Origin of the sequence: Leisingera coralii (genome assembly GCF_049056525.1) — a bacterium.
Taxonomy (GTDB): Bacteria; Pseudomonadota; Alphaproteobacteria; order Rhodobacterales; family Rhodobacteraceae; genus Leisingera; species Leisingera coralii.
Window position 1 is genome coordinate 1 of sequence record NZ_JBHUPT010000043.1, and the last position, 20,721, is coordinate 20,721.

Below are 20,721 nucleotides of genomic sequence, written 5' to 3' on the forward strand. Positions count from 1 at the left end.
TTCCGGCTTGCCGCTTACGCGGTCGGCTCAGGCTCCATGCCGCCTTCCGGCGGGGACTTCTTGGGCTTGGCCTTGGGGATCGCGGTCACGGATGCACTACCCTCATCCTCGCCGCCATCCTCATCATCGCCCGCCTGCGGCGGCTCGCCGTTCATGACGCGCTTGATTTCGTCGCCGGTCAGCGTCTCGTATTCAAGCAAGCCTTGCGCCAGGCGCTCCCACTCCTCCTTGTGCTCCGTGAGGATCTGGAACGCGCGGTCATAGCCTTCCTGGATGAAGGTCTTCACCTCTTCCTCGATCAGCTCCTTGGTGTGGGCCGAGACCGAGAAACCGGCGGTATTGCCAGAATACCCCTCATGCGCTTCGGCATAGTCGATATTGCCGACCTTGTCGGACATGCCCCAGCGCATCACCATGGCGCGTGCCAGCTGGCTCGCCTGCTGGATATCGCCGGCCGGACCGTTGGAGACATGGCCTTCGCCGTATTTGATGATCTCGGCAGCCTTGCCCGCCATGGTCATCGCCAGCTTCTGCTGGCACTCGTCCTTGTGCCAGTTCAGGCGGTCCATTTCCGGCAGGGACACCACCATGCCAAGCGCGCCGCCGCGCGGAATGATCGTCGCCTTGTAGACGGGGTCGCATTCCGGCAGCACCAGGCCGACAACGGCGTGGCCCGCTTCGTGAAACGCTGTCTTTTCCTTCTGGTCCTGGGTCAGCACCATCGAGCGGCGCTCGGCCCCCATCATCACCTTGTCCTTGGCGGATTCGAAATCCTCCATGGTGACAAAGCGGCGCCCGACGCGGGCGGCCATCAGCGCCGCCTCGTTGACCAGGTTGGCCAGATCCGCGCCTGAGAAACCGGGGGTGCCGCGGGCGATGATGCGCAGGTCCACGTCGGGGCCCAGCGGGGTCTTGCGGGCATGCACGCCCAGGATCTTCTCGCGGCCCTTGATGTCCGGGTTGCCGACGGTGACCTGGCGGTCGAAGCGGCCGGGGCGCAGCAGCGCCGGGTCCAGCACGTCCTTGCGGTTGGTGGCGGCCAGGATGATGACACCCTCATTGGCCTCGAAGCCGTCCATTTCCACCAGCAGCTGGTTCAGGGTCTGCTCGCGCTCGTCATTACCGCCGCCGTAGCCGGCGCCACGGTGACGGCCCACTGCGTCGATTTCGTCGATGAAGACGATACAGGGCGCGTTCTTCTTGGCCTGCTCGAACATGTCGCGCACACGGCTTGCACCGACGCCGACGAACATTTCCACGAAGTCAGAGCCGGAAATGGTGAAGAACGGCACGCCCGCCTCACCCGCGATGGCGCGCGCCAGCAGCGTCTTACCGGTGCCCGGAGGGCCAACCAGCAGGGCGCCCTTGGGGATCTTGCCGCCCAGACGCGAGAATTTCTGCGGGTTGCGCAGGAATTCGACGATCTCTTCCAGCTCTTCCTTGGCCTCGTCGATGCCCGCGACATCGTCAAAGGTCACGCGGCCATGCTTTTCGGTCAGCATCTTTGCCTTGGACTTGCCGAATCCCATGGCGCCGCCTTTGCCGCCGCCCTGCATCCGGTTCATGAAATAGATCCAGACGCCGATCAGCAGCAGGAAGGGCAGAAGCGTGATCAGGAACGACTGAAAGCCGGATTGCTGCTGCTTCTCGGCGCGCACCGGGATGTCATTTGCGATCAGCAGCGAGGTGACCTCGGCATCGCCCGGCTTGATGGTGACGTAGTTCTGCCCGTCGGTGGTGGTATAGCGCACCTGTTCCCCGTCCAAGGTGACGGTGCTGACCTTGCCGGTTTCAACCGAACTGACGAAGTCAGAGAAAGTGCGTTCACGGCTCTGCATCGTGCTGCCGGAACCGCTGAACAGATTGAACAGCGCCAGAATCAGCAGAAACAGAACAACCCAAAAGGCGATATTGCGAGCGTTGCCCAAGGAAAGTTCTCCCTATCAGATAGGCGCACCGCACGGGCCGCCTGCGTTGTGCTTAAAATAAGGATCATTCAGGCAGGTTCAATGCGATAAAAGAGATGCAAAGAACTCTTCTTCGCTTCCTGCCGTCTCAGCGGACCAGCCATTGGCCATTCCGGCCGCGGGAGCTGCGATCAGTTGCGCACCGCGCCACACGCCCGGTGCGGCCTCCAGCACCGCCCGGGGCACGCCGGTGGCGCGCCAGTCGGGGCATTGGGCCAGCCCCTGCTGCCCCAGCGCCCGCACTTCGCATCCCTTGGCGTCACCGCCGAAAATCTTCCACCTGCCGTCCCAGAGCTGCCCCGGCAGGGCGGTTTCCCCTTTCACGGCATTATACTCCCGGCAGACCCAGACCTGCTTGGCCGTGCTGACCAGACGGCAGCCTGCCAGGGTGACGGAACTGCCGTTGCGCGCCGCCAGAACCGCTTTTTCCATCGGCACCCGGCGCGGCGGATAGGCGGCGCCGGAAATCCACTGGAACGCGCGCACCAGCAGCCGGTGGCTGATTTCGCTGGGCAGGGTACGGAACTTGCGCTGGCACAGCACCACGGCGCCGGCCTGGACATGGGCCAGATCGCGGGCGGCCAGAAACACATACCAGTCAAGCGCTTCGCGGGCCTTGGCCATATTCCGGGCGACCTTGGCAAAAACGCCCGGCGTCAGCCCCAGCGGTGCCAGCTGCTCCAGCGCCCGGCGCACCCGCACCCGTTCGAATTTCGGATCCTCGTTGCTCGGATCCTCGACCCAATCAATGCCGCGGGCCTCCAGGTAGCGGCGCAGCTCGCTGCGGGTCACATCCAAGAGCGGCCGCAGCAGGGTGACCCCGTTATGGGTGCGCCGCTCCGCCATGCCGGACAGCCCCGTCACCCCAGAGGCCCGGGCCATGCGCATCAGCACTGTCTCCGCCTGATCGTCCGCCGTGTGGCCAACCGCCAGCACCGGGATGTCGTGCCGCCGCGCCCAGCCGCACAGGAGTTCATACCGCGCCTCGCGGGCCTGCGCCTGCAGGTTGCCGTCCTGCGGCCTGTCTTCCCAATGCAGAACCTCATGGGGGATGCCAAGCCGGGCTGCTGCTGCCCCGGCTGCCGCCGCCTCATCCGCCGAGCCCGTACGCAGCCCGTGATCGACGGTTGCCGCGAAAAGCTCTACCTCTCCATCCCCGAAACACTCATGCAGCAGGTGCAGGAGGGCCATCGAATCACCACCGCCGGAGAGCGCGATTCCCAGCCTGGCGGGCAGAGCAGAACGGAACTGGCTGCGCACCAGAGCAGGGATATCCCGCCCGGCCGGTGTCAAGAACAGCCCAGCTTGGCCATCTCGGCCCTGGCCTCTTCTTCCGGCCCCGTGCCTGGGAACCGCACGCCGACCTCGGACAGCGTCACGCAGGCCTGATCGGTCTGGCCCAGGCGGCCCAATGCGGCGCCGAGCTCAAACAGCGCCTTGGGCGCCACCGGGCCGGAGGAATTGCCGCTGAAGGCCGCCAGGTAGGCCCGGGCCGCCTCACGGGTGTCGCCCAGCCCGTCCAGCGCCTTGCCGCGGCTGAATTCCGCGGCCGCCGCCAGCGGGCTGCCCGGATAGGCCTGATTGAATGCAGCAAGCTTCTCTGCCGCTTCCTGGTACTGGCCTTCCGCCAGCAGCTTCTCGGCAGCATCGAAATCCGCCTGCTCGCCAATCGCCAGCTCACCGCCCGTGGTGCCGCCATCCTCCCCTTGCGGGGCTGCTGCCACCGCGGCCGGCAGCTCGCCGCCGCCCAGGGTCGTGGTCTCGCCCAAAGCGCCAACGTCGCCGCCTTCCAGCTCGACCAGGCGGAATTCCAGGTCACCGATCCGGTTGGTGCCATCGGCCACAATCCGGTCGATCCGGTGGCCCAGTTCCTCGGTCTGCAGGGTCAGCCGCTGCAGCTCGCTTTCAATAGCGGCGACGCGGTCCAGCACCGTATTGCCGGAGACATCCACGGAAGGAGCCCCGGTGGTCGACAGCTCGCGCTTGAGCCGCTGAACTTCCACATGCAGAACCGTCAGCTCCTGGCGGATGTCCGCCAGGGTCTGCTGGTCCTGCGCCGCCAGCGGCAGCGGCATCAGCATCACGGAGGCCAGGAGCGCGGTGCGCAGACGTTTCATGCCGTTACCCCGTCAGGCCGCCTGCCAGCACGGTGACTGCGCGGCGGTTCTTGGAATAGCAGGTCTCGTCCGAGCAGATCTCCAGCGGGCGTTCCTTGCCATAGCTCACCACCTTGATGCGGCTGCCGGCAATGCCCTGCGAGATCAGGTATTCGCGGGCGGCATTGGCGCGCTTCGCACCCAGGCCAAGGTTGTACTCCCGGGTGCCCTGCTCGTCCGCGTGGCCCTCGATGGTGACCGCATAGTCAGCGTTCTGCGACAGCCAGCGCGCCTGGCCCTGCAAGGTGGCCTGGGCTGCGGGCGACAGCGTGTGCTGGTCAACCGCAAACAGGACCCGGTCGCCCACGGACTGCTGGAAGTAAGCCGGGCTGGCCGGATCCAGTGCCCCGGCACCAGCGCCCGCACCTGCGCCGCCAGCCCCGCCGGCACCGTTCAGATCGTCGTTCCAGCGGTTGTTGCTGCAGGCTGCCAGCCCCAGCACGGCCACCGCCGCTATTGTCAATTTCAAACCGCTCATGATGTCTGCCTATCCCTTTGCGTTTCTTGCCCGGACGTTATCACAAGCCCGGGTCTGGTTCTATGCGGGTATCCCCGCCTTAACGGCCCTGTTACCGCTGCGTTTATTTCTGCAACGGCGACCACGACGGGTCCGAAGCCCCGTCCGGCGTCCGGACCGGTTTCAGGTTGCGGCCGGTGATATCCACCGAATACAGCAGCGCCCGCCCGGTGCTGCCCTGGCTTTCGCGGGTGAACATGATCACCCGGCCATTGGGCGCCCAGGTCGGCCCTTCATCCAGGAAGGAGGCGGTCAGCAGCCGTTCCTCGCTGCCGTCGGTGCGCATCACGCCGATATGGAACCGGCCCTTGTTCTGCTTGGTGAAGGCAACCATGTCGCCGCGCGGCGACCACACCGGGGTGCCATAACGGCCCTGCCCGAAACTGATCCGCCGCGCCTCGCCGCCGCCTGCCGGCATCACATACAGCTGCTGGCTGCCGGAGCGGTCGCTTTCGAACACGATCTGGCTGCCATCGGGCGAGAACGACGGCGCCGTCTCGATCGAGGGCGCCGAGGTCAGCCGGGACTTGGCCCCGGTTTCGATATCCATCGAATAGAGGTCGGTATTGCCGCCCTGGGTCTGCGAATAGACCACTGTGCGCCCGTCCGGCGCAAACCGCGGCGCAAAGCTCATGGTGCCGTCCCCGCTGGACAGCACCTTGCGTTGCACCTGGCCCACATCCAGCACGTGGATCTGCGGGAAGCCGCTTTCATAGCTGGTATAAAGCACCCGGTCGCCGGTGGGCGAAAACCGCGGCGCCAGAACGATGGAGGCGCTGTTGGTCAGATACTGCACATTGGCGCCATCGTAATCCATCACCGCCAGCCGCTTGCGGCGGTCGTTCTTCGGCCCGCTTTCGGAGACATAGACCACCCGGCTGTCGAAATAGCCGCTCTCGCCGGTGATCTCGCTGTAGATGGCATCCGCCACCTTATGCGCCATCCGCCGCCAGCCGTCAGCGGTGCCGGTGAACTGCAGCGCGGTTTCCAGCTCCTTTTCCGCAAACACGTCATAGCCGCGGAACCGCACCGTCAGCTGGTTGCCGGCGACGCTGACCGCGCCGGTGATCAGCGCCTGGGCGTTCACCGCCTTCCAGTCGGCAAACTTCACCGGGGCGTCAAACACCGCCACCTTGGAGATATGGGCGCTGGCAGGCACCTCCCGGAACAGCCCGGTGCCGCTGAGGTCGGACGCGACGACCCGCGCGATTTCGGTGGCATATTCCGCGGCTGCCGGGGTTTCCGGCACGAAATCCGGCACCGCATAGGGCAAGGGCTCGATCACGCCCTGGTCGATTTCGATGCGGAGCGGGCCGCTCTGCGCCGCCGCTGCATCCGCCCCGGCCAGCGCCGATGTGCCGATCAGGAGAGCTGCCAGAAAATTCCTCATTTGATCCGCATCCTTTCAGGATTGAATGTCATCTCAATATCGCGCCATTGCGCGTATTTTTCAGCCGGCAGCTGAAATCCCCTGGCGCCGCAGCGGATAATCGCCCGCCGGGCCGCGTCAAAGGCCTGCTGCGCCGCCGAGGACGCACCGCCGGTGCTGGACAGCATCCGGATCGAGCCGGTGTCCGGCTTGCCGTCCTGCGCCAGCGACACCGCGACAACCACGGTGGTTTTCAGCGCATCGGTCGACAAGGAACCGACGTTCCAGCACTGCGACACCGCCACCCGCAGGGCATCCTTTTCGCCGAGCGTCAGCGGCGGGCCGGACGGTTCCGGCGCCTCCACATCGGCACCGCCCGCCAGAGCCTCGGCCAGCGCGTCTTGCACAGCCGACGCTGTGTCAGCAGGCTCGGGTTCCGAAGGCTGCGCGGCTTCGGTGACCTGCGGTTCCGGTTCCGGCTGCGGCCTTGCCGGGCGGGTCACGGGACGTTTGGACACGGCTGGTGCAGCAGAGGCCGCGACGTCTTCGCCCTCGTTCTCCTCGGTGACGATCCGGTCGCTGGCAGCCTCGCGCGCGGTGGCCTCCTGCACCTCCTGCTCGGTCTCGGCACCCTGTTCCGGCGCGACCTCAGGCTGTACGACATCGTCGATCCGCGTGTCCGGCTCCGGCGGCGCCACAGGCTCCGGCGCCACCCGGTCTACCGGGCGCGGCGCGGCATCCGGCCTGACCTGCGGCACCAGCGAGGCGATTTCAGGCTCTTCCGACGCTGCCGGAGGCGTGTCCGGCACATCAGGCTCAGGCTGCGCATCAGGCAGCTCTGCCACCTGCGGGTCGGGCTCAGCCGGAGCGACCGGCTCGGGCCGGGTGATTTCCGGTTCCGGATCCGGCTGCGGCGCAGGCTCCGGTGCAGGCTGCACCTCAGCCGGCTCGTTCAGCGGCGCGGGCTCCGGCGCGACCTGCGGCGCCTGGCGCTGCTGGCTCAGTTTCTCGAACTCCTCGGAGGAGATCAGCGCCACCTGCTGCACGTTGGACGGCAAGGGTTCGGACGGGAACCAGGCGCCAAAGACAACCCATCCCATCAGCAATCCGTGTCCGGCAAGAGAGATCTTGGTTCCGGTCTGCACCGTCCGCGTCCCCGCTTACTGCCCCGTGCCCTGTGCCTGCCGCCCGTCCAAGGCCGGGCCGCCGGTATCGGTGACCAGCCCCACATTGGAAAAGCCGCCCGCATTGAGCGCGCCCATCACCTGCATCACATCGGCATAGGCAATCTTGCCGTCCGCGCGCAGGAACACCCGGTCCGAGGACCGCTCCGCCGCAATCGCCCGCAGCTTGGGCACCAGTTCGTCACGCGCCACCGGGGTGGTCTGGATCTCCACCCCGCCTTCGGCGGTCATGGTCACGGTCAGCGGTTCTTCCTCGTCGCCCGGCAGCGCGCCCGCTGCGGTCTTGGGCAGCTCCACCGGCACGCCGACGGTCATCAAGGGCGCTGCCACCATGAAGATGATCAGCAGCACCAGCATGACGTCGACAAACGGCGTGACGTTGATTTCCGACATCGGCCGGCCGCGGCGGCGGCGGCGGCCCCGGCGGCGGTCGCCGCCTCCCTGCGGCTGCTGGACTGCGGCCCCCATGGCTCAGGAATCCAGCTGGCGGCTGAGGATGGTGGCAAACTCATCGGCGAAGGCTTCATAGCCGCCGATGATGCGGTCGCTGTCCGCGCTCAGCTTGTTGTAGAACACCACGGCCGGGATCGCTGCCAGCAGGCCCAGGCCGGTCGCCATCAGCGCCTCGGCAATGCCCGGCGCCACAACGGCCAGGTTGGTGTTCTGCTGCTCCGCAATCTCGATGAAGGCGGTCATGATGCCCCAGACGGTGCCGAACAGCCCGACGAAAGGCGCGGTGGAGCCGACGGTCGCCAGCACCGACAAGCCGCTCTGCAGCCCTTCGGTCTCCTTGGCGATGGCCACATCCATGGACCGGTCGATGCGCGCCTGCGCACCAGGGATCAGCCCGCCATCGCTGCGGTGGCTGCGCCGCCATTCGCTCATGCCCGCAGAGAAGATCCGCGCCGCCTGGCCGGACGGGTCCGCACCCAGCCGCTCGAACAGCTCATCCAGCGGATTGCCCGACCAGAAGGCCCGGTCAAAGGCGTCCGCTTCGCGGCGGGCCTTGCGGTAGTTGATCATCTTCTGAATGATGATGCCCCAGGACCAGATCGAGGCCCCCACCAGCATCAGCATCACCAGTTTCACGGTCACGGTGGCCCGCGCGAAAAGGCCCCACATGGAGAAATCAATCTCCTGCGCCAGCGCCAGAGTTTCTGCTTCCATTAGCCTGCTCTATAGATATCCCGGCCGTTTATCCGGCCTTATTTGGCAAGACGCTAGCGCAGATCAATGGCAAAGGCCAACAAAACAGGCGGTTCAGCGCCAAATGTTACCGCAATGCGCGAATCTCTGCCGGCAGCCGCGCCGGTTTGCCGCCCGTGGTGATGCAGACGATGGTGACCTGGGCCCGGAACAGCGGCTGGCCATCCCGCGTGACCTCCTGACTCAGCACCATCCGGGCAGGTGTCACATTCTGCATGGAGGTGTTGACCAGCAGTTCCTCGTCGAATTTTGCAGGCGCCAGGTAATCCGCCTCGATCCGGCGCACCACGTAGATCAGCCCACCCTCGCGCATGGCGTTCTGATCCACCCCGATGCCGCGCACCCAGTCGCTGCGGGCGCGCTCGATGAAGCGCAGGTAATTGGCGTGATAGACAATCCCGCCCATGTCGGTGTCCTCGTAATAGACCCGGACGGGGAATTGGTGGTTCATTGCCTGCCCTCCTGCTTTTGCCTGCGCACCCTATGGACGGCGCCCTACCGCTGCAAGCGGCTCACCCCTCCAGCGGATACTCCGCCAGCATGTCATACCGCGCGCCATCCGGTGCCAGGGTCGACTGGAACAGAGCAAATCGCTCCACTTCGCAGTCCAGCCGGAAGCCCGCTGCCCCCGCCAGAAACTGCGCGATCTTCTCCACCTGCCCCGCCTCCAGATGCCGGGGAAACCGCGCCAGCGTCACATGCGGGCGGAAGCGCTCGCGCGGCAGATCAATCCCGGCAGAACGGCAGGCGCCGCGGACACGGTCACGCAGATGGGCCAGCTCCGGTGTCTTCTGCACCTCTGCAGCCAGCACCCGGGGCCGCTTGCCGCCAAAGGTGTCCAGCCCGTGGAAAGACAACTGCAGTGGGGCAGCGCTGATCTCTGACAACCCCTGATGCAGCCCCTGCAGCACCGTCTCCGGCTGATCGTCGAGGAAAGCCAGTGTCAGGTGCATGTTCTCCGCCGCCACATGCCGCCCGACAGTCAGCCCCTCCTGCACGCGTTCCAGCGTGTCGAGGGCTGCATCGGGCAGCGGCAGGCCGGCGAAGGACCGCATCAGGACTGCGGCTGGTCCGGGGCCGGCGCCTGCAGGCGGGCAAACAGGCGCAGGGCGTGGGACTTGTCCCCGGCCGACACCGGCATCATCCGGTCATAGGCCGCGGCAATGACCCCGGCGATCTCGGGGCGCAGGATGGTGGCGCCGGTCTCCGGCAGCACCGCCAGCGGAGAAGCCTCGGCAAAAGCGGTGTCGCCCCACATCAGCGCCACCTGCACCGTCTGGGTCAGCGCCAGGGTCTCGGCGGGCATCTGCGCCATCGCGCCTTGCATCCGCAGGAACACAAACGCCGCCTTGATACCGCCCTGATCGTCAAAGCGGAACGCACGGTACTGGCTGGCGTCCGCATCCTTCAGCCGGGCGACCAGCGGTGCTAGGCCCGGGATCAGCCGGTCCAGGTCCGGCACCGCCAAAAGCTCATCCCAGTCGCGGAAGAAGAAGAACATCAGGTTGGAGCCCAGCTCCGGGTCGGTCTCTGCCATCTGGTGGCCCGCAAGGGTCATCACCGCCTCCAGCGCGCCCTTGATGGTCTTCAGCGTTTCATCCTGCACCCCGAACACGATCGGCGCCACCGGCCGCCCCCAGCGGGCAAAGGCATAAGAGCCGTCGTTGCGGGTGAACAGGGCTTCGATCTGCTCCGGCGTCAGGTCTGGCAGCTGGGCGGTCATATGCGTCTCCTTCGTCTTGCCCCGTCTATGCCGTTTGCGCCGGACGGCGGCAAGGGGGGCTCCCGCGCCTGTCCGGCCTCCTGGCTGCGCCAGGCCGCCGGCAGCAGCCTTGGGCCCGGCGCCGCTGACGCGGCGCGACGCATTGCGCAACCGCGCCCTGCATAGGCCCCCAGCTTGCCGCTCACCCACCTCTTCCTCTTGGTGGAAATACCCCTGAGGGAGGCTGCGCCGCGCGCCAGCGCGGCGCCACGCCCAACGGGTGCGGGCGCATCACAGATGCGCCTGCGGCGGGCGGGAGCACCTGGGGGGGCCGTTTCACCGCCCGTTTATAGGTCAGCACATCTGCCGCAATGTTTCGCGCGCGAAACATTCGGACAGCAAGACTGACACAACTTATAGTGGTTCCCAGCAGTCTTACCCGAACAGGTCGTTCTGGCTGCGCGGCGGCGCGATTCCGAGGTGAGTCCAGGCCTTCTGCGCCAGCATCCGCCCGCGCGGCGTGCGCTGGATCAGCCCTTGCTGCAAGAGATAGGGTTCGATCACTTCCTCCAGCGCGTCGCGGCTTTCGCTGAGGGCTGCCGAGATCGTCTCGATCCCCACCGGCCCGCCGCCGTAATTTTCGGCGATCAGCTTCAAGTAGCGCCGGTCGGCCCCGTCCAGCCCCAACTGGTCCACCCCAAGGCGGGTAAGTGCGCCGTCGGCCAGCTCGCGGGTGATCTTTCCATCGCCCTCGACAACCGCAAAGTCTACCACGCGGCGCAGGAGCCGCCCGGCGATCCTCGGGGTTCCGCGGGCGCGCCGCGCGATCTCGCGGGCGCCCTGATCATCGGCCGGCGCGCCGAGCTTGCGGGCGTTGCGGCTGACGATTTCGAACAGCTCATCCACCGTATAGAATTGCAGCCGGGTCGGGATGCCGAACCGGTCGCGCAGCGGCGTGGTCAGCAGGCCCATGCGGGTGGTGGCGCCCACCAGGGTAAAGGGCTGCAGCTCGATCCGGACGGTGCGCGCCGCGGGGCCTTCACCGATCACAAGGTCCAGCTCGAAATCCTCCATCGCCGGGTACAGCACTTCCTCCACCGCCGGGTTCAGCCGGTGGATCTCGTCGATGAACAGCACATCGCGGGCTTCGAGGTTGGTGAGGATCGCCGCCAGGTCCCCCGCCTTGGCCAGCACCGGGCCGGAGGTCATGCGGAAGTTCACCCCCAGCTCGCGGGCAACGATCTGCGCGAGTGTAGTTTTGCCAAGGCCGGGAGGGCCGTGGAACAGCGTGTGGTCCATCGCCTCGCCGCGGCGGCGGGCGGACTCAATAAAGACGCGCAGGTTGGCGCGGGCTTCGGCCTGGCCGATGAACTCGCCAAGGCCTTGCGGGCGCAGGGCGCGGTCGTTGTCCTCGGGCAGCGGCTCGGGGCGCAGGGCGGGGTCGGCGTCAATCATTTCAATGTTTCCGCAATTAGAGGGAACGCGGTTAGGGCAGCGCCCGTCCCGGCGGGGCAGGAAGCGAAGCGCCCGCCCCGTGGGGGGCGGGACGGGCGCTGCCCGGCCTCTCGGCCGGGCGGAACATTCGATATCCGCAACAATTTACATCATCCCTTCGGCGCCAGCAGACGCAGCGCCGCACGGATCAGCTCCGGCTCATCCGCATCCGGATAGGTCGCGGCGGCCTCTGCCACCGCAGCGGCCGCATCCGAGGGACCATAGCCCAGGTTGCCCAAGGCCGACAGCGCCCCGGCGGAGGCCGCGGCCGCGCCGCTTGGTTTCTTGGGCGGTGCCTTGCGAGCGGGTTTCGCGGCAGGCGCAGGGTCTGCGTCCTCGATCACCTCCAGCCCAGGCCCGTCCATCGCGTCCACCACAGTGCCGCCCATCGCCATCACGCCCGGTGCCTTGTCCTTGAGGTCCAGCACGATACGCTGCGCGGTCTTGGGGCCGACGCCCTTGGCCGCCTTGACCGAGGCCCAATCCCCGAGCGCAATCGCCCGGCTCACGCCGTCCGGCCCCAGCGCACCCAGGATGGCCAGCGAGACCTTGGCCCCAACCCCTTGCACCGAGGTCAGCAGGCGGTGCCACTCCTTCTCCACCAGCGAGGTGAAGCCATAAAGCTGCATCAGGTCCTCACGCACCACCATGTCGGTGTAAAGCGCCACCGGATCACCCGGCCCGGGCAGCGCCGCCATGGTGCGGTCGGAGCAATAGACGATATAACCGACGCCGCGCACGTCGATCAGCACGTGATCCTGCGCCCGGTAATCGAGACGTCCCGTCAGCTTGCCGATCATGCGCGTTTCTCCTTCAGCTGCCGCTGCTGCGTGCCCCCGTAATAGGCGTGGCAGATGGCAATCGCCAGCGCATCCGCGGCATCGGCGTTTTTCGGCAGGCAGCCCGGCAGCTGCAGCTTGACCATATGGATGATCTGCTCCTTCTCGGCGTGGCCAACGCCAACCACCGTCTTCTTGACCCGGTTGGGGGCGTATTCCCCTACCGTCAGGCCTGCCTTGGCCAGCGTCAGCAGCGCCACTCCCCGGGCCTGGCCCAGTTTCAGCGTGCCCGCGCCGTCCTTGTTCACAAAGGTCTGTTCGATCGCCGCCTGGTCCGGGGCATAGGCCTCGATGATCTCGGAAACCTGGTTGTGCAGCGACAGCAGGCGCTCGCCCAGATCATCGCCGTCGGAGGTGCAGACACCATTGGCAACATGGCTCAGCCGGGTGCCGCGCGATTCGATCACACCCCATCCAAGGTTCCGCAACCCCGGATCAATTCCCAAAATCCGCATGATGTGCCCGGTCCCTGCCCGCTCGTTCAAATTTATTTTCCCAACGGCTAGCACAAAACGCGAACATGTCCAATTGCTTTCCCGCACCCGAAAGCTGCAAGGCAGCACGGAAGAAGTCTGAAACCGACCCTCCGCAGTGGCGGGAGCGACATTTTCAGCCGGTTTCATCAACCGGGAGGAACGCCCTTGTTTATAAGGGTTTAAGCTATGCACAAACTGCATATGACACATGCAAATTCGGGCCTTGCTGCGTTTATTTTTCACCACTAGATGCCCGCCATCGCAACAACGCGACGACAGCCAACACCAGATCAGAGGACAAGGATATGGCCGCTTTCGACACCACCCGCACCACCTATGGTTCCACCGGCCTGTTTGGCCGCTTTGGCGATCTGGTTGCCAGCGCTGCCGGCGCATTCGCCGCCTGGAACGACGCCCGCGCAACCCGCAACGCCCTGTCGGGCCTGTCCGACCGCGAGCTGGCCGACATCGGCATGTGCCGCGGTGACATCGAAACCGTTGCCAAGGGCAAAGCCGTTTTCTGAGACCCCTTTTTCAGCCCTGTCTCCTCCCTCGGGGCGAATAAGGAAACGCCGCGGACCTGAACAGGCCGCGGCGTTTTTGTTGCTTGCCTTTCCCCGGCGGGCCGGCCCGCGCGGACTGGCACAGAAAAAGGCCGCCGGCTCACCCGCCGACGGCCTTTCTGCCCCCCTGCGCCGGCTGACGTCAGCGCAGAACGGGCCCGATCTTCTGTGCGACAAATACCGATACCGGATCGGCCTGCATGATGAAGGCGCCGGCGCGTTCGAGCCCGCTGCCCCCGGCAAGTGTCTGCACCCGTTCGTCATAGCTGCCAAAGCCAAGGGCGGCCATCAGGAAGCCCTTGAACAGCAGAAAGGCCGCTGTGAAGAAAATCAAAGTGCGCGCAGAGATCCGGGACTGCACCCGGTGCGGCTTCACCACCAGCAGCCCGTCCGGCCGCAGCTTTGCAGTATAGCCTCCAGACATGGCTTCATGATTGCGGTTGATCTGCTTCAAACGCGCCTGGAACTGATCACGATGTTCGCCCATTACGAACCTCCGAACTGGCCCCCACCAGCGGATGGCCCATTATTGGCTCGAAATGCGGCGGAAATGCGGCGAACCCCTAAAATTCGCCGCAAACTTAAATTAATCAGCCCGCTTTACGCAGAAGTAACGTTGTCCATTCACCAATTTCCTCCCGGCGCTCAAGATTGATGCCGTTCTGAGCATAAACCTCGGCCACGCCATCGGCCTGCTCGTTCAGGATACCGGAGAGAATCGCATAGCCGCCGGGGCGCAGATTCGCCGCCAGATCGGGGGCCAATGCCACCAGCGGGCCTTTCAGAATATTGGCGAAGATGAGGTCATAGGGCGCCTGTGCCTGCAGATCCGGGTGATCGAAACCGGCCGCCTCCAGACAGGTGACCTGGCCTTCCATGCCGTTGGCCTTGAGATTGGCCTCGGCGACGTCCACCGCGACTTCGTCAATGTCGCTGGCCAGAATGGCGCCGTCCCAGACCCGCGCGGCTGCCATCGCCAGCACCGCGGTGCCGCAACCGATATCCGCCACTTTTTCGCCGCGAAAGCCCTGATCCAGCAGGTGATCAAGCGCCTTGAGGCAGCCCAGGGTGGTTCCGTGGTGGCCGGTGCCGAATGCCATTGCCGCCTCGATCAGCAGCGGAATGCGGCCTTCCGGCAGCTTGTCCGCATCATGCGAGCCGTAGACAAAGAAGCGGCCTGCCTCGACCGGCGCCAGTTCGCGGCGCACATGGGCGACCCAATCTGTTTCCGGCACTTCGGAGACGACGAAGGGCTTGGCGCCGTACATGGTTTCCAGCAGCGCAAGCCCCGCCTCATCCGGCGCTTCGGTGAAATAGCCGCCAACCTCCCACAGGCCGGAGCCGTCTTCCATTTCAAAGACGCCGACACCGGTCGGTTCCGGGATCAGACGCTCCATGGCGTCGCCCAGCGCTTCGGCCTGGGCTTTTCCGGTGAGCGTGGTGAGGGCGGTGAAGGTGGGCATGGCGTCTCTCCTGAAACTGTTGGCAAGCGCCTAGGCCGCCACGCGCCCCGCGTCAAGCTCCCGCCTGGCTGCAAGCCAGGCAGCGCCCGCGCTCACAGTGTGTGCGGGCGCTCGCCCCGCGGCTGGCGCCACGGAGCTGATGGGTCATTCGGCCGGCGCGGGGCGTGCGTATTTGCTGAAAATGGTCTCGTTGCCGGGCTCCGGATGGCGCGGGATCAAGAGCGACAGGGACAGCGACACCAGCGCCATGCCCGCCGCCAGGGCAAAGACCATGCCCGGCGAATAGACCCACAAAAGCCCCAGCAGCACCGGCAGGAACACTGCCGCGATGTGGTTGATGGTAAAGGCCACGGCGGCGGTGGGGGCAATGTCGCCCGGGTCGGCGATCTTCTGGAAATAGGTCTTGAGCGCCAGCGCCAGGGCAAACAGCACATGGTCCACCACATAGAGCACCGCGGCGATCACCACCCCCCAGCCAAACCAGTAGATCCCGCCATAAGCTGCAAAGACGGTGGCCAGACCGGCGTATTCGAAAATCAGCGTGCGCCGCTCACCGAACATGGCCACAGCCTTGCCCAGCATCGGCGCCACGGTCATGTTGATCACCAGGTTGATCAGGTAGAGCCCGGTCAGCTCATGCACCTCGAAGCCGAATTTCTCCACCATCATGAAGCCGGCGAAGACCACAAAGATCTGCCGCCGCGCGCCGGCCATGAATTGCAGCGCGTAGTAAAGCCAGTAGCGCTTGCGCAGGATCAGCTTCTTGGTCTGCGGATGCGGGGCATCGAACTGCGGATAGGCAAACAGCGCAAAGAGCGCAATCAGCGCCGTCGCCCCGCCCGCGGCCAGGAACACCGTGTTGTAGGCCAGGTCGAACCGGTCCCAGGTCAGCACGATGAGGCCATAGACCACCAGCGTCGCAGCCGAGCCCGCCGCCACCAGCCAGCCCAGCGTCTGCGGCGCCTTTTCCTTGGGCAGCCATTGCAGCTGCAGCGACTGGTTCGCCGTCTCGTAATAGTGAAAGCCGATCGAGCTCATCAGCGTAACCATCAGCAGGCCGCCCAGCGACGGGAACCAGGCCGTGACTGCGGTCGCCACCCCCAGCAGCACCAGCGAAATCAGCCCCAGCACCTGCTCGCGTATGAACAGGATGACGGCGATCACCCCCACGGCCAGGAAACCCGGGATTTCCCGCACCGTGTGCAGGAGGCCGATATCGGCCCCGTCGAAATTCACCGCCTCGATCACGAAGTTGTTGAGCAGCGCGCTCCAGGCGTTGAAGGCAATCGGCATCGCCAGCGCCATCAGGAACAGGAGCGTCACGGGGCGGCGCCAGAACGGGAGGCCTTGCGCCTCATGCAGGGGCATCGGTTTGAACATGCATTGGATGTACGCCTCTGGGGCCGGTTTGGCGAGAGGCAACAAGCGCTTGCACATGCACCTTCGCACCAGCGCGCAGAAGCGCCCCGCCGCCCCTTGCCTGATCTGCATCAAGGCACACCCCTCCCTCACGTCATATGCAAACATGTGAATTTGGAGGGTTGAGATGGATCTGGTTCCCCTGGTTGAGCGTATCGGCGAGGCACCCGCGGCGGCGCTGCTGGGCCTTGTTACGGGCATCGTGTTTGGCGTCGCGGCCCAGCGGTCGAGGTTCTGCCTGCGTGCCGCCACGGTGGAGTTCGCCGGCGGGCGGCTTGGGGACAAGGTGGCGGTCTGGCTCCTGACCTTCTCCACCGCGGTGGTCTGGGTGCAGGCGGCGCAGTTGCTGGGGCTGATGGAAAGCGCCGATGCCCGGATGATGGCGGTTCCGGGCAGCTGGTCCGGCGCCATCCTCGGCGGGCTGATGTTCGGCTGCGGCATGGTGCTGGCGCGGGGCTGCTCGGGGCGGCTCTTGGTGCTGGCGGCCACCGGCAACCTGCGCTCGGTGGTGTCCGGCCTGATCTTTGCGGTGGTGGCGCAGATGAGCCTATCCGGCCTGCTGTCGCCCGCGCGCGACTGGCTGGCCCGGCTCTGGATCACCGAAGGCGGCCGCAATCTGGACCTGCTGGCCGCCCTTGGCCTGCCGCAAGCGGGCGGGCTGCTGCTGGGGCTGGCCACGGCAGCGCTGGCCCTGGTGCTGGCGCGCCGCAACCGGATTGGCGCAGCGCGGCTGGTCTTTGCCTCCGGCGTGGGCTTTGCCGTCGCACTCGGCTGGGTGCTGACCTATGCGCTGAGCCAAGTGGCCTTTGACCCGGTGCAGATCGAAAGCGCAACTTTCACCGGACCGTCCGCCCACACCCTGATGTTCTTCCTGGACCGGGAGGCGGTTCTGGAGTTCGACATCGGACTGGTGCCCGGCGTGTTCATCGGCGCCATGCTGGCCGCCGCGCTGGCCGGAGAGATGAAGCTGCAGGCCTTTGATGACGCCGCCACTATGCGCAAGGCAATGACTGGTGCGGCGCTGATGGGGTTTGGCGGCATGCTGGCCGGCGGCTGCGCCATCGGCGCCGGGGTCACCGGCGGGTCAATTTTTGTTGGCACCGCCTGGGCGGCACTGTTCTTCATGTGGATCGGGGCAGTTACCACCAGCATCCTGACCGGCACACCAGCCAAAGCCGCAGCGGCCTGAGCCGGTGTCTCCTGCGAGGCTCTGCCTCGCGCTCCGGGATATTTTCAGCCAGAAGAATACAGGATCGGTTCTTCTTCTGGCTGAAAGTATCCCGGGGGAGGCCCGCAGGGGCCGGGGGCAGAGCCCCTTCTCCGTGGATCTAAAAGAAACTCTGCGGGTCGATATCGACGCTCAGCCGCAGCTCCCCCTTCAGCCGTAGCGGGGCAATCCAGCGGGCGATGGCGTCTTGCAGCGGCACGCCCTTGGCGGCCTTGACCAGAAGCCGCACCCGGTGGCGGCCGCGGACCCGGGCAATGGGCGCTGGCGCCGGGCCGAACAACTGGGCGCCGATCTGGCGCAGCGGGCCGTCGTTGCGGGCCATCGCGCTGCCGAGGTCAAAGACAGCTGCCAGATCCGGGCCCGACAGGATGATCCCGGCCATCCGGCCATAGGGTGGCACGCCTGCCGCCTGGCGCTCGGCGGCTTCGGCCTTCCAGAAGCTTTCCTCATCCCCCGACAGGATCGCGCGGATCACCGGGTGTTCGGGCTGGAAGGTCTGCATCAGCGCCTCGCCCGGCCGTTCGGCACGGCCTGCCCGGCCCGCCACCTGGCGCATCAGCTGAAAGGTCCGCTCTGCCGCGCGCAGGTCGGAGCCCTGCAGGCCGAGGTCGGCGTCGATCACCCCCACCAGCGTCAGCAGCGGGAAGTTGTGGCCCTTGGCCACCAGCTGGGTACCGAGGATGATGTCGGCCTCGCCTGCCGCGATCTCCTCGATCCGCTGTTTCAGGGCGCGGGCAGAGCCGAACAGGTCGGAACTCAGCACCGCGATGCGGGCCTCCGGAAACAGGGTGGTGGCTTCTTCGGCCAGCCGTTCGATGCCGGGGCCGACGGGGGCCATCTTGCCCTCCACCTCACAGGAGGGGCAGGCCTCCGGCACCGGCTTGGTCTCGCCGCACTGGTGGCACATCAGCCGCTTCATGAAGCGGTGCTCAACCATCCGCGCGTCGCAATGGTCGCAAGCCACCTGCGCCCCGCAGGCGCGGCAGATAGTGACCGGGGCAAAGCCGCGGCGGTTCAGGAACAAGAGCGACTGCTCGCCGCGCTCCATCCTGAGTTTCATCGCCTGCTTCAGGGTGGGTGAGATCCAGGTGGAGGGCAGAAGATCCTCGGACCGCATATCCACCGCGCGCATGTCCGGCAGCACCGAAGCACCGAAGCGGGAGGTGAGATCCAGCCGCTTGTACTTGCCGGCCTCTGCATTGGCCCAGGTCTCGAGGCTTGGCGTGGCGGAGGCCAGCACCACCTGCGCCGAACACATGGCCGCGCGCAGCACCGCCATGTCGCGGGCATTGTAGAGCACGCCGTCCTCCTGCTTGTAGGAGGTGTCGTGCTCCTCATCGACGATAATCAGGCCCAGGTCGCGGAACGGCAGAAACAGCGCCGAGCGGGCGCCGATCACTAGCTGCGCCGCGCCCTGCCCGACCATCTTCCAAACGCGGCGGCGCTCGGTCATGGTGGCGCCGGAGTGCCACTCAGCCGGTTTGGCGCCAAAGCGCGCTTCAACGCGGGTCAGGAACTCGGCCGTCAGGGCAATCTCCGGCAGCAGCACAAGGGCCTGCCGCCCGGCGCGCAGGGCGGCGGCGACGGCCTCCAGGTACACCTCGGTCTTGCCGGAGCCGGTGACGCCTTTCAGCAGCGTTGTGCCATAGCGCCCGCTGTGGACGCCTTCGGCCAGCACGGCGGCAGCCTTGGCCTGGTCCTCGGTCAGCTGCTTGGAGGGCAGTTCCGGGTCCAGATGCGGATAGGGCAGATCGCGGGGCGCCTCCTCCTCACGCAGGACGCCCTGTTTCACCAGCCCCTTCACCACCGAGGGTGTCACATCGGCCATATCCGCCAGCTCGCGCGGAGTGAAGGCAAGGCCGCCGTACTCCTCCAGCACCTCCAGCACGCGGCTGCGGGCGTCGGTCATCCGGTCGGGCACGCCCTCGCCCCGGCGCAGGATCTTGCGCATCGAGGGCGGGTCGCTAAGGCCCGGCGCTCGGGTGGCCAGACGCAGCATCGCGGGCATCGGGGTCAGGGTGTAATCGGCGGCCTTGCCGAGGAACTGGCGCATCTCTGTGCGCATCGGCGCCACATCCAGAACCCGGATCACCGACCGCAGCTTGGCCGAATCGAAATCGCCCGCGCCCGCCCCCCAGACCACGCCCAGCACCTTGCGCGGCCCTAAAGGCACCTCGACGTAGGCGCCCAGGTAGCAGCCGCCCTCCGGCGCGCGGTAATCCAGAAGCCGGTCAAGGGGTTGCGTGGTCAGAACCCCAACCCGTTCACCTGCCTGAAAGAACTCCTGCCCGCTCATGCTGCTGCCCATGTTGCCGCCCGTATATCCATGAGGTAAAGGCTGGGGCGACCGAGGCCAACCCATCCAAAGGACTGCCCCATGAAATTCTTCGTAGATACCGCCGAGATCGACGCGATTGCCGAGCTGAACGATCTGGGCATGGTGGACGGTGTCACCACCAACCCGTCGCTGATCAAGAAATCCGGCCGCGACATCATCGAAGTGACCAAGGAGATCTGCGACCTGGTCGACGGGCCGGTGTCGGCGGAAGTGACCGCAACCGACGCCGAGACCATGATCGCCGAAGGCCGCAAGCTGGTGGAGATCGCCGAGAACATCGCGGTGAAGGTACCGCTGACCTGGGACGGCCTGAAGGCCTGTAAAACCCTGACCGACGACGGCCACATGGTGAACGTGACCCTGTGCTTCTCCGCCAACCAGGCGCTGCTGGCGGCCAAGGCGGGCGCGACCTTCATCTCTCCGTTCATCGGGCGCCTGGACGACATCAACCTGGACGGCATGGAGCTGATCGAAGACATCCGCACCATCTATGACAACTATGGCTTCGAGACCCAGATCCTGGCCGCCTCGATCCGTTCGGTGAACCACGTGCTGGACTCGGCCCGCATCGGCGCTGACGTGATCACCGCGCCGCCCGCGGTGATCAAGGCGATGGTGAACCACCCGCTGACCGACAAGGGCCTGGATGCCTTCCTGGCCGACATCAAGGCGGCAGAGATCAAGATCCTCTGATCGCTCCGTCAGACGGTGAACTGCGAAGGGCGTCCCTAATCCGGGCGCCTTTTTCTTTGCGGGCGCGGACTGCTGCGGCGCATGTGCGCCGCGGGGGGGGGGGGGGG

At 66.2% G+C, this 20,721-nt stretch carries 21 protein-coding genes; 3 read left to right on the top strand and 18 right to left on the bottom strand.

Annotated features, from left to right (window positions below; translation table 11 throughout):
• Nucleotides 1-14: 14 nt before the first annotated feature.
• The 14 genes from ftsH to ruvC form a co-directional block, all read right to left on the bottom strand.
• Complete coding sequence (gene ftsH / locus ACFMBG_RS14910) at nucleotides 15-1,928, bottom strand: ATP-dependent zinc metalloprotease FtsH (protein ID WP_421055488.1); 1,914 nt, start codon at nucleotides 1,926-1,928, stop codon at nucleotides 15-17.
• A gap of 78 nt (nucleotides 1,929-2,006) precedes the next feature.
• Nucleotides 2,007-3,260: a tRNA lysidine(34) synthetase TilS gene (gene tilS / locus ACFMBG_RS14915; protein WP_421055489.1), complete on the bottom strand. Its 1,254-nt coding sequence runs from the start codon at nucleotides 3,258-3,260 to the stop codon at nucleotides 2,007-2,009.
• Nucleotides 3,257-4,084: a tol-pal system protein YbgF gene (gene ybgF / locus ACFMBG_RS14920; protein ID WP_421055490.1), complete on the bottom strand. Its 828-nt coding sequence runs from the start codon at nucleotides 4,082-4,084 to the stop codon at nucleotides 3,257-3,259. Before ybgF ends, tilS begins: the two co-directional genes overlap by 4 nt.
• A 4-nt stretch (nucleotides 4,085-4,088) precedes the next feature.
• On the bottom strand, nucleotides 4,089-4,601 hold the full coding sequence (gene pal / locus ACFMBG_RS14925; protein WP_421055491.1) for a peptidoglycan-associated lipoprotein Pal: 513 nt from the start codon (nucleotides 4,599-4,601) through the stop codon (nucleotides 4,089-4,091).
• A gap of 103 nt (nucleotides 4,602-4,704) precedes the next feature.
• Nucleotides 4,705-6,030, bottom strand: coding sequence for a Tol-Pal system beta propeller repeat protein TolB (gene tolB, locus ACFMBG_RS14930; protein ID WP_421055492.1), 1,326 nt, complete (start codon nucleotides 6,028-6,030; stop codon nucleotides 4,705-4,707).
• A complete protein-coding gene (locus ACFMBG_RS14935) occupies nucleotides 6,027-7,154 on the bottom strand; it encodes an energy transducer TonB (protein WP_421055493.1) in 1,128 nt (375 codons plus the stop codon). Before ACFMBG_RS14935 ends, tolB begins: the two co-directional genes overlap by 4 nt.
• 15 nt (nucleotides 7,155-7,169) lie before the next feature.
• Complete coding sequence (gene tolR, locus ACFMBG_RS14940) at nucleotides 7,170-7,661, bottom strand: protein TolR (RefSeq protein WP_421055494.1); 492 nt, start codon at nucleotides 7,659-7,661, stop codon at nucleotides 7,170-7,172.
• A gap of 3 nt (nucleotides 7,662-7,664) precedes the next feature.
• Nucleotides 7,665-8,360 carry a protein TolQ gene (gene tolQ, locus ACFMBG_RS14945; RefSeq protein WP_421055495.1) on the bottom strand — a complete coding sequence of 232 codons (696 nt, stop codon included), beginning with the start codon at nucleotides 8,358-8,360 and terminating at the stop codon, nucleotides 7,665-7,667.
• A 106-nt stretch (nucleotides 8,361-8,466) separates the two neighbouring features.
• On the bottom strand, nucleotides 8,467-8,850 hold the full coding sequence (ybgC, locus tag ACFMBG_RS14950; RefSeq protein ID WP_421055496.1) for a tol-pal system-associated acyl-CoA thioesterase: 384 nt from the start codon (nucleotides 8,848-8,850) through the stop codon (nucleotides 8,467-8,469).
• Nucleotides 8,851-8,911: 61 nt separating this feature from the next.
• Nucleotides 8,912-9,454, bottom strand: a complete 543-nt coding sequence (thpR, locus tag ACFMBG_RS14955; protein WP_421055497.1) for an RNA 2',3'-cyclic phosphodiesterase — start codon at nucleotides 9,452-9,454, stop codon at nucleotides 8,912-8,914.
• Complete coding sequence (locus ACFMBG_RS14960) at nucleotides 9,454-10,122, bottom strand: hypothetical protein (RefSeq protein WP_421055498.1); 669 nt, start codon at nucleotides 10,120-10,122, stop codon at nucleotides 9,454-9,456. Before ACFMBG_RS14960 ends, thpR begins: the two co-directional genes overlap by 1 nt.
• Before the next feature lie 414 nt (nucleotides 10,123-10,536).
• Complete coding sequence (gene ruvB, locus ACFMBG_RS14965; protein WP_421055499.1) at nucleotides 10,537-11,556, bottom strand: Holliday junction branch migration DNA helicase RuvB; 1,020 nt, start codon at nucleotides 11,554-11,556, stop codon at nucleotides 10,537-10,539.
• Nucleotides 11,557-11,705: 149 nt separating this feature from the next.
• Entirely contained in the window at nucleotides 11,706-12,395 is a 690-nt protein-coding gene (gene ruvA / locus ACFMBG_RS14970; RefSeq protein WP_259967114.1) for a Holliday junction branch migration protein RuvA, read from the bottom strand.
• Entirely contained in the window at nucleotides 12,392-12,889 is a 498-nt protein-coding gene (ruvC, locus tag ACFMBG_RS14975; RefSeq protein WP_421055500.1) for a crossover junction endodeoxyribonuclease RuvC, read from the bottom strand. The genes ruvA and ruvC overlap by 4 nt, the downstream gene beginning before the upstream one ends.
• 326 nt (nucleotides 12,890-13,215) lie before the next feature.
• On the opposite strand from ruvC, the gene ACFMBG_RS14980 reads away from it, so the two are divergent.
• Nucleotides 13,216-13,434, top strand: coding sequence for a DUF1127 domain-containing protein (locus ACFMBG_RS14980; protein ID WP_421055501.1), 219 nt, complete (start codon nucleotides 13,216-13,218; stop codon nucleotides 13,432-13,434).
• A 181-nt stretch (nucleotides 13,435-13,615) separates the two neighbouring features.
• Here the strand turns inward: ACFMBG_RS14980 and ACFMBG_RS14985 are convergent, their stop codons facing one another.
• From ACFMBG_RS14985 to ACFMBG_RS14995, 3 genes are all read right to left on the bottom strand, one after another.
• The gene (locus tag ACFMBG_RS14985; protein ID WP_421055502.1) at nucleotides 13,616-13,960 is read right to left on the bottom strand and encodes a hypothetical protein; all 345 of its coding nucleotides are present in this window, start codon (nucleotides 13,958-13,960) and stop codon (nucleotides 13,616-13,618) included.
• 103 nt (nucleotides 13,961-14,063) lie between these two features.
• Nucleotides 14,064-14,936, bottom strand: a complete 873-nt coding sequence (locus ACFMBG_RS14990) for a 50S ribosomal protein L11 methyltransferase (RefSeq protein ID WP_421055503.1) — start codon at nucleotides 14,934-14,936, stop codon at nucleotides 14,064-14,066.
• Between the two features lie 144 nt (nucleotides 14,937-15,080).
• Nucleotides 15,081-16,316 carry an MFS transporter gene (locus tag ACFMBG_RS14995; RefSeq protein ID WP_421055504.1) on the bottom strand — a complete coding sequence of 412 codons (1,236 nt, stop codon included), beginning with the start codon at nucleotides 16,314-16,316 and terminating at the stop codon, nucleotides 15,081-15,083.
• Nucleotides 16,317-16,482: 166 nt separating this feature from the next.
• Between ACFMBG_RS14995 and ACFMBG_RS15000 the strand changes: the two genes are divergently transcribed.
• On the top strand, nucleotides 16,483-17,544 hold the full coding sequence (locus tag ACFMBG_RS15000; protein WP_421055505.1) for a YeeE/YedE family protein: 1,062 nt from the start codon (nucleotides 16,483-16,485) through the stop codon (nucleotides 17,542-17,544).
• Nucleotides 17,545-17,683: 139 nt separating this feature from the next.
• Here ACFMBG_RS15000 and ACFMBG_RS15005 read toward each other — a convergent pair whose 3' ends face one another.
• A complete protein-coding gene (locus ACFMBG_RS15005) occupies nucleotides 17,684-19,879 on the bottom strand; it encodes a primosomal protein N' (RefSeq protein ID WP_421055506.1) in 2,196 nt (731 codons plus the stop codon).
• A gap of 81 nt (nucleotides 19,880-19,960) precedes the next feature.
• Between ACFMBG_RS15005 and fsa the strand changes: the two genes are divergently transcribed.
• Entirely contained in the window at nucleotides 19,961-20,614 is a 654-nt protein-coding gene (fsa, locus tag ACFMBG_RS15010; RefSeq protein ID WP_222482264.1) for a fructose-6-phosphate aldolase, read from the top strand.
• The last annotated feature ends 107 nt before the right edge of the window (nucleotides 20,615-20,721 follow it).

Coding starts and splice junctions, on each gene's coding strand:
- ybgF (WP_421055490.1), bottom strand. CDS start 4,084: ATGAAACGTCTGCGCACCGCGCTCCTGGCCTCCGTGATGCTGATGCCG.
- pal (WP_421055491.1), bottom strand. CDS start 4,601: ATGAGCGGTTTGAAATTGACAATAGCGGCGGTGGCCGTGCTGGGGCTG.
- tolB (WP_421055492.1), bottom strand. CDS start 6,030: ATGAGGAATTTTCTGGCAGCTCTCCTGATCGGCACATCGGCGCTGGCC.
- tolR (WP_421055494.1), bottom strand. CDS start 7,661: ATGGGGGCCGCAGTCCAGCAGCCGCAGGGAGGCGGCGACCGCCGCCGG.
- tolQ (WP_421055495.1), bottom strand. CDS start 8,360: ATGGAAGCAGAAACTCTGGCGCTGGCGCAGGAGATTGATTTCTCCATG.
- ybgC (WP_421055496.1), bottom strand. CDS start 8,850: ATGAACCACCAATTCCCCGTCCGGGTCTATTACGAGGACACCGACATG.
- thpR (WP_421055497.1), bottom strand. CDS start 9,454: ATGCGGTCCTTCGCCGGCCTGCCGCTGCCCGATGCAGCCCTCGACACG.
- ACFMBG_RS14960 (WP_421055498.1), bottom strand. CDS start 10,122: ATGACCGCCCAGCTGCCAGACCTGACGCCGGAGCAGATCGAAGCCCTG.
- ruvB (WP_421055499.1), bottom strand. CDS start 11,556: ATGATTGACGCCGACCCCGCCCTGCGCCCCGAGCCGCTGCCCGAGGAC.
- ruvA (WP_259967114.1), bottom strand. CDS start 12,395: ATGATCGGCAAGCTGACGGGACGTCTCGATTACCGGGCGCAGGATCAC.
- ruvC (WP_421055500.1), bottom strand. CDS start 12,889: ATGCGGATTTTGGGAATTGATCCGGGGTTGCGGAACCTTGGATGGGGT.
- ACFMBG_RS14980 (WP_421055501.1), top strand. CDS start 13,216: ATGGCCGCTTTCGACACCACCCGCACCACCTATGGTTCCACCGGCCTG.
- ACFMBG_RS14985 (WP_421055502.1), bottom strand. CDS start 13,960: ATGGGCGAACATCGTGATCAGTTCCAGGCGCGTTTGAAGCAGATCAAC.
- ACFMBG_RS14990 (WP_421055503.1), bottom strand. CDS start 14,936: ATGCCCACCTTCACCGCCCTCACCACGCTCACCGGAAAAGCCCAGGCC.
- ACFMBG_RS14995 (WP_421055504.1), bottom strand. CDS start 16,316: ATGTTCAAACCGATGCCCCTGCATGAGGCGCAAGGCCTCCCGTTCTGG.
- ACFMBG_RS15000 (WP_421055505.1), top strand. CDS start 16,483: ATGGATCTGGTTCCCCTGGTTGAGCGTATCGGCGAGGCACCCGCGGCG.
- ACFMBG_RS15005 (WP_421055506.1), bottom strand. CDS start 19,879: ATGAGCGGGCAGGAGTTCTTTCAGGCAGGTGAACGGGTTGGGGTTCTG.
- fsa (WP_222482264.1), top strand. CDS start 19,961: ATGAAATTCTTCGTAGATACCGCCGAGATCGACGCGATTGCCGAGCTG.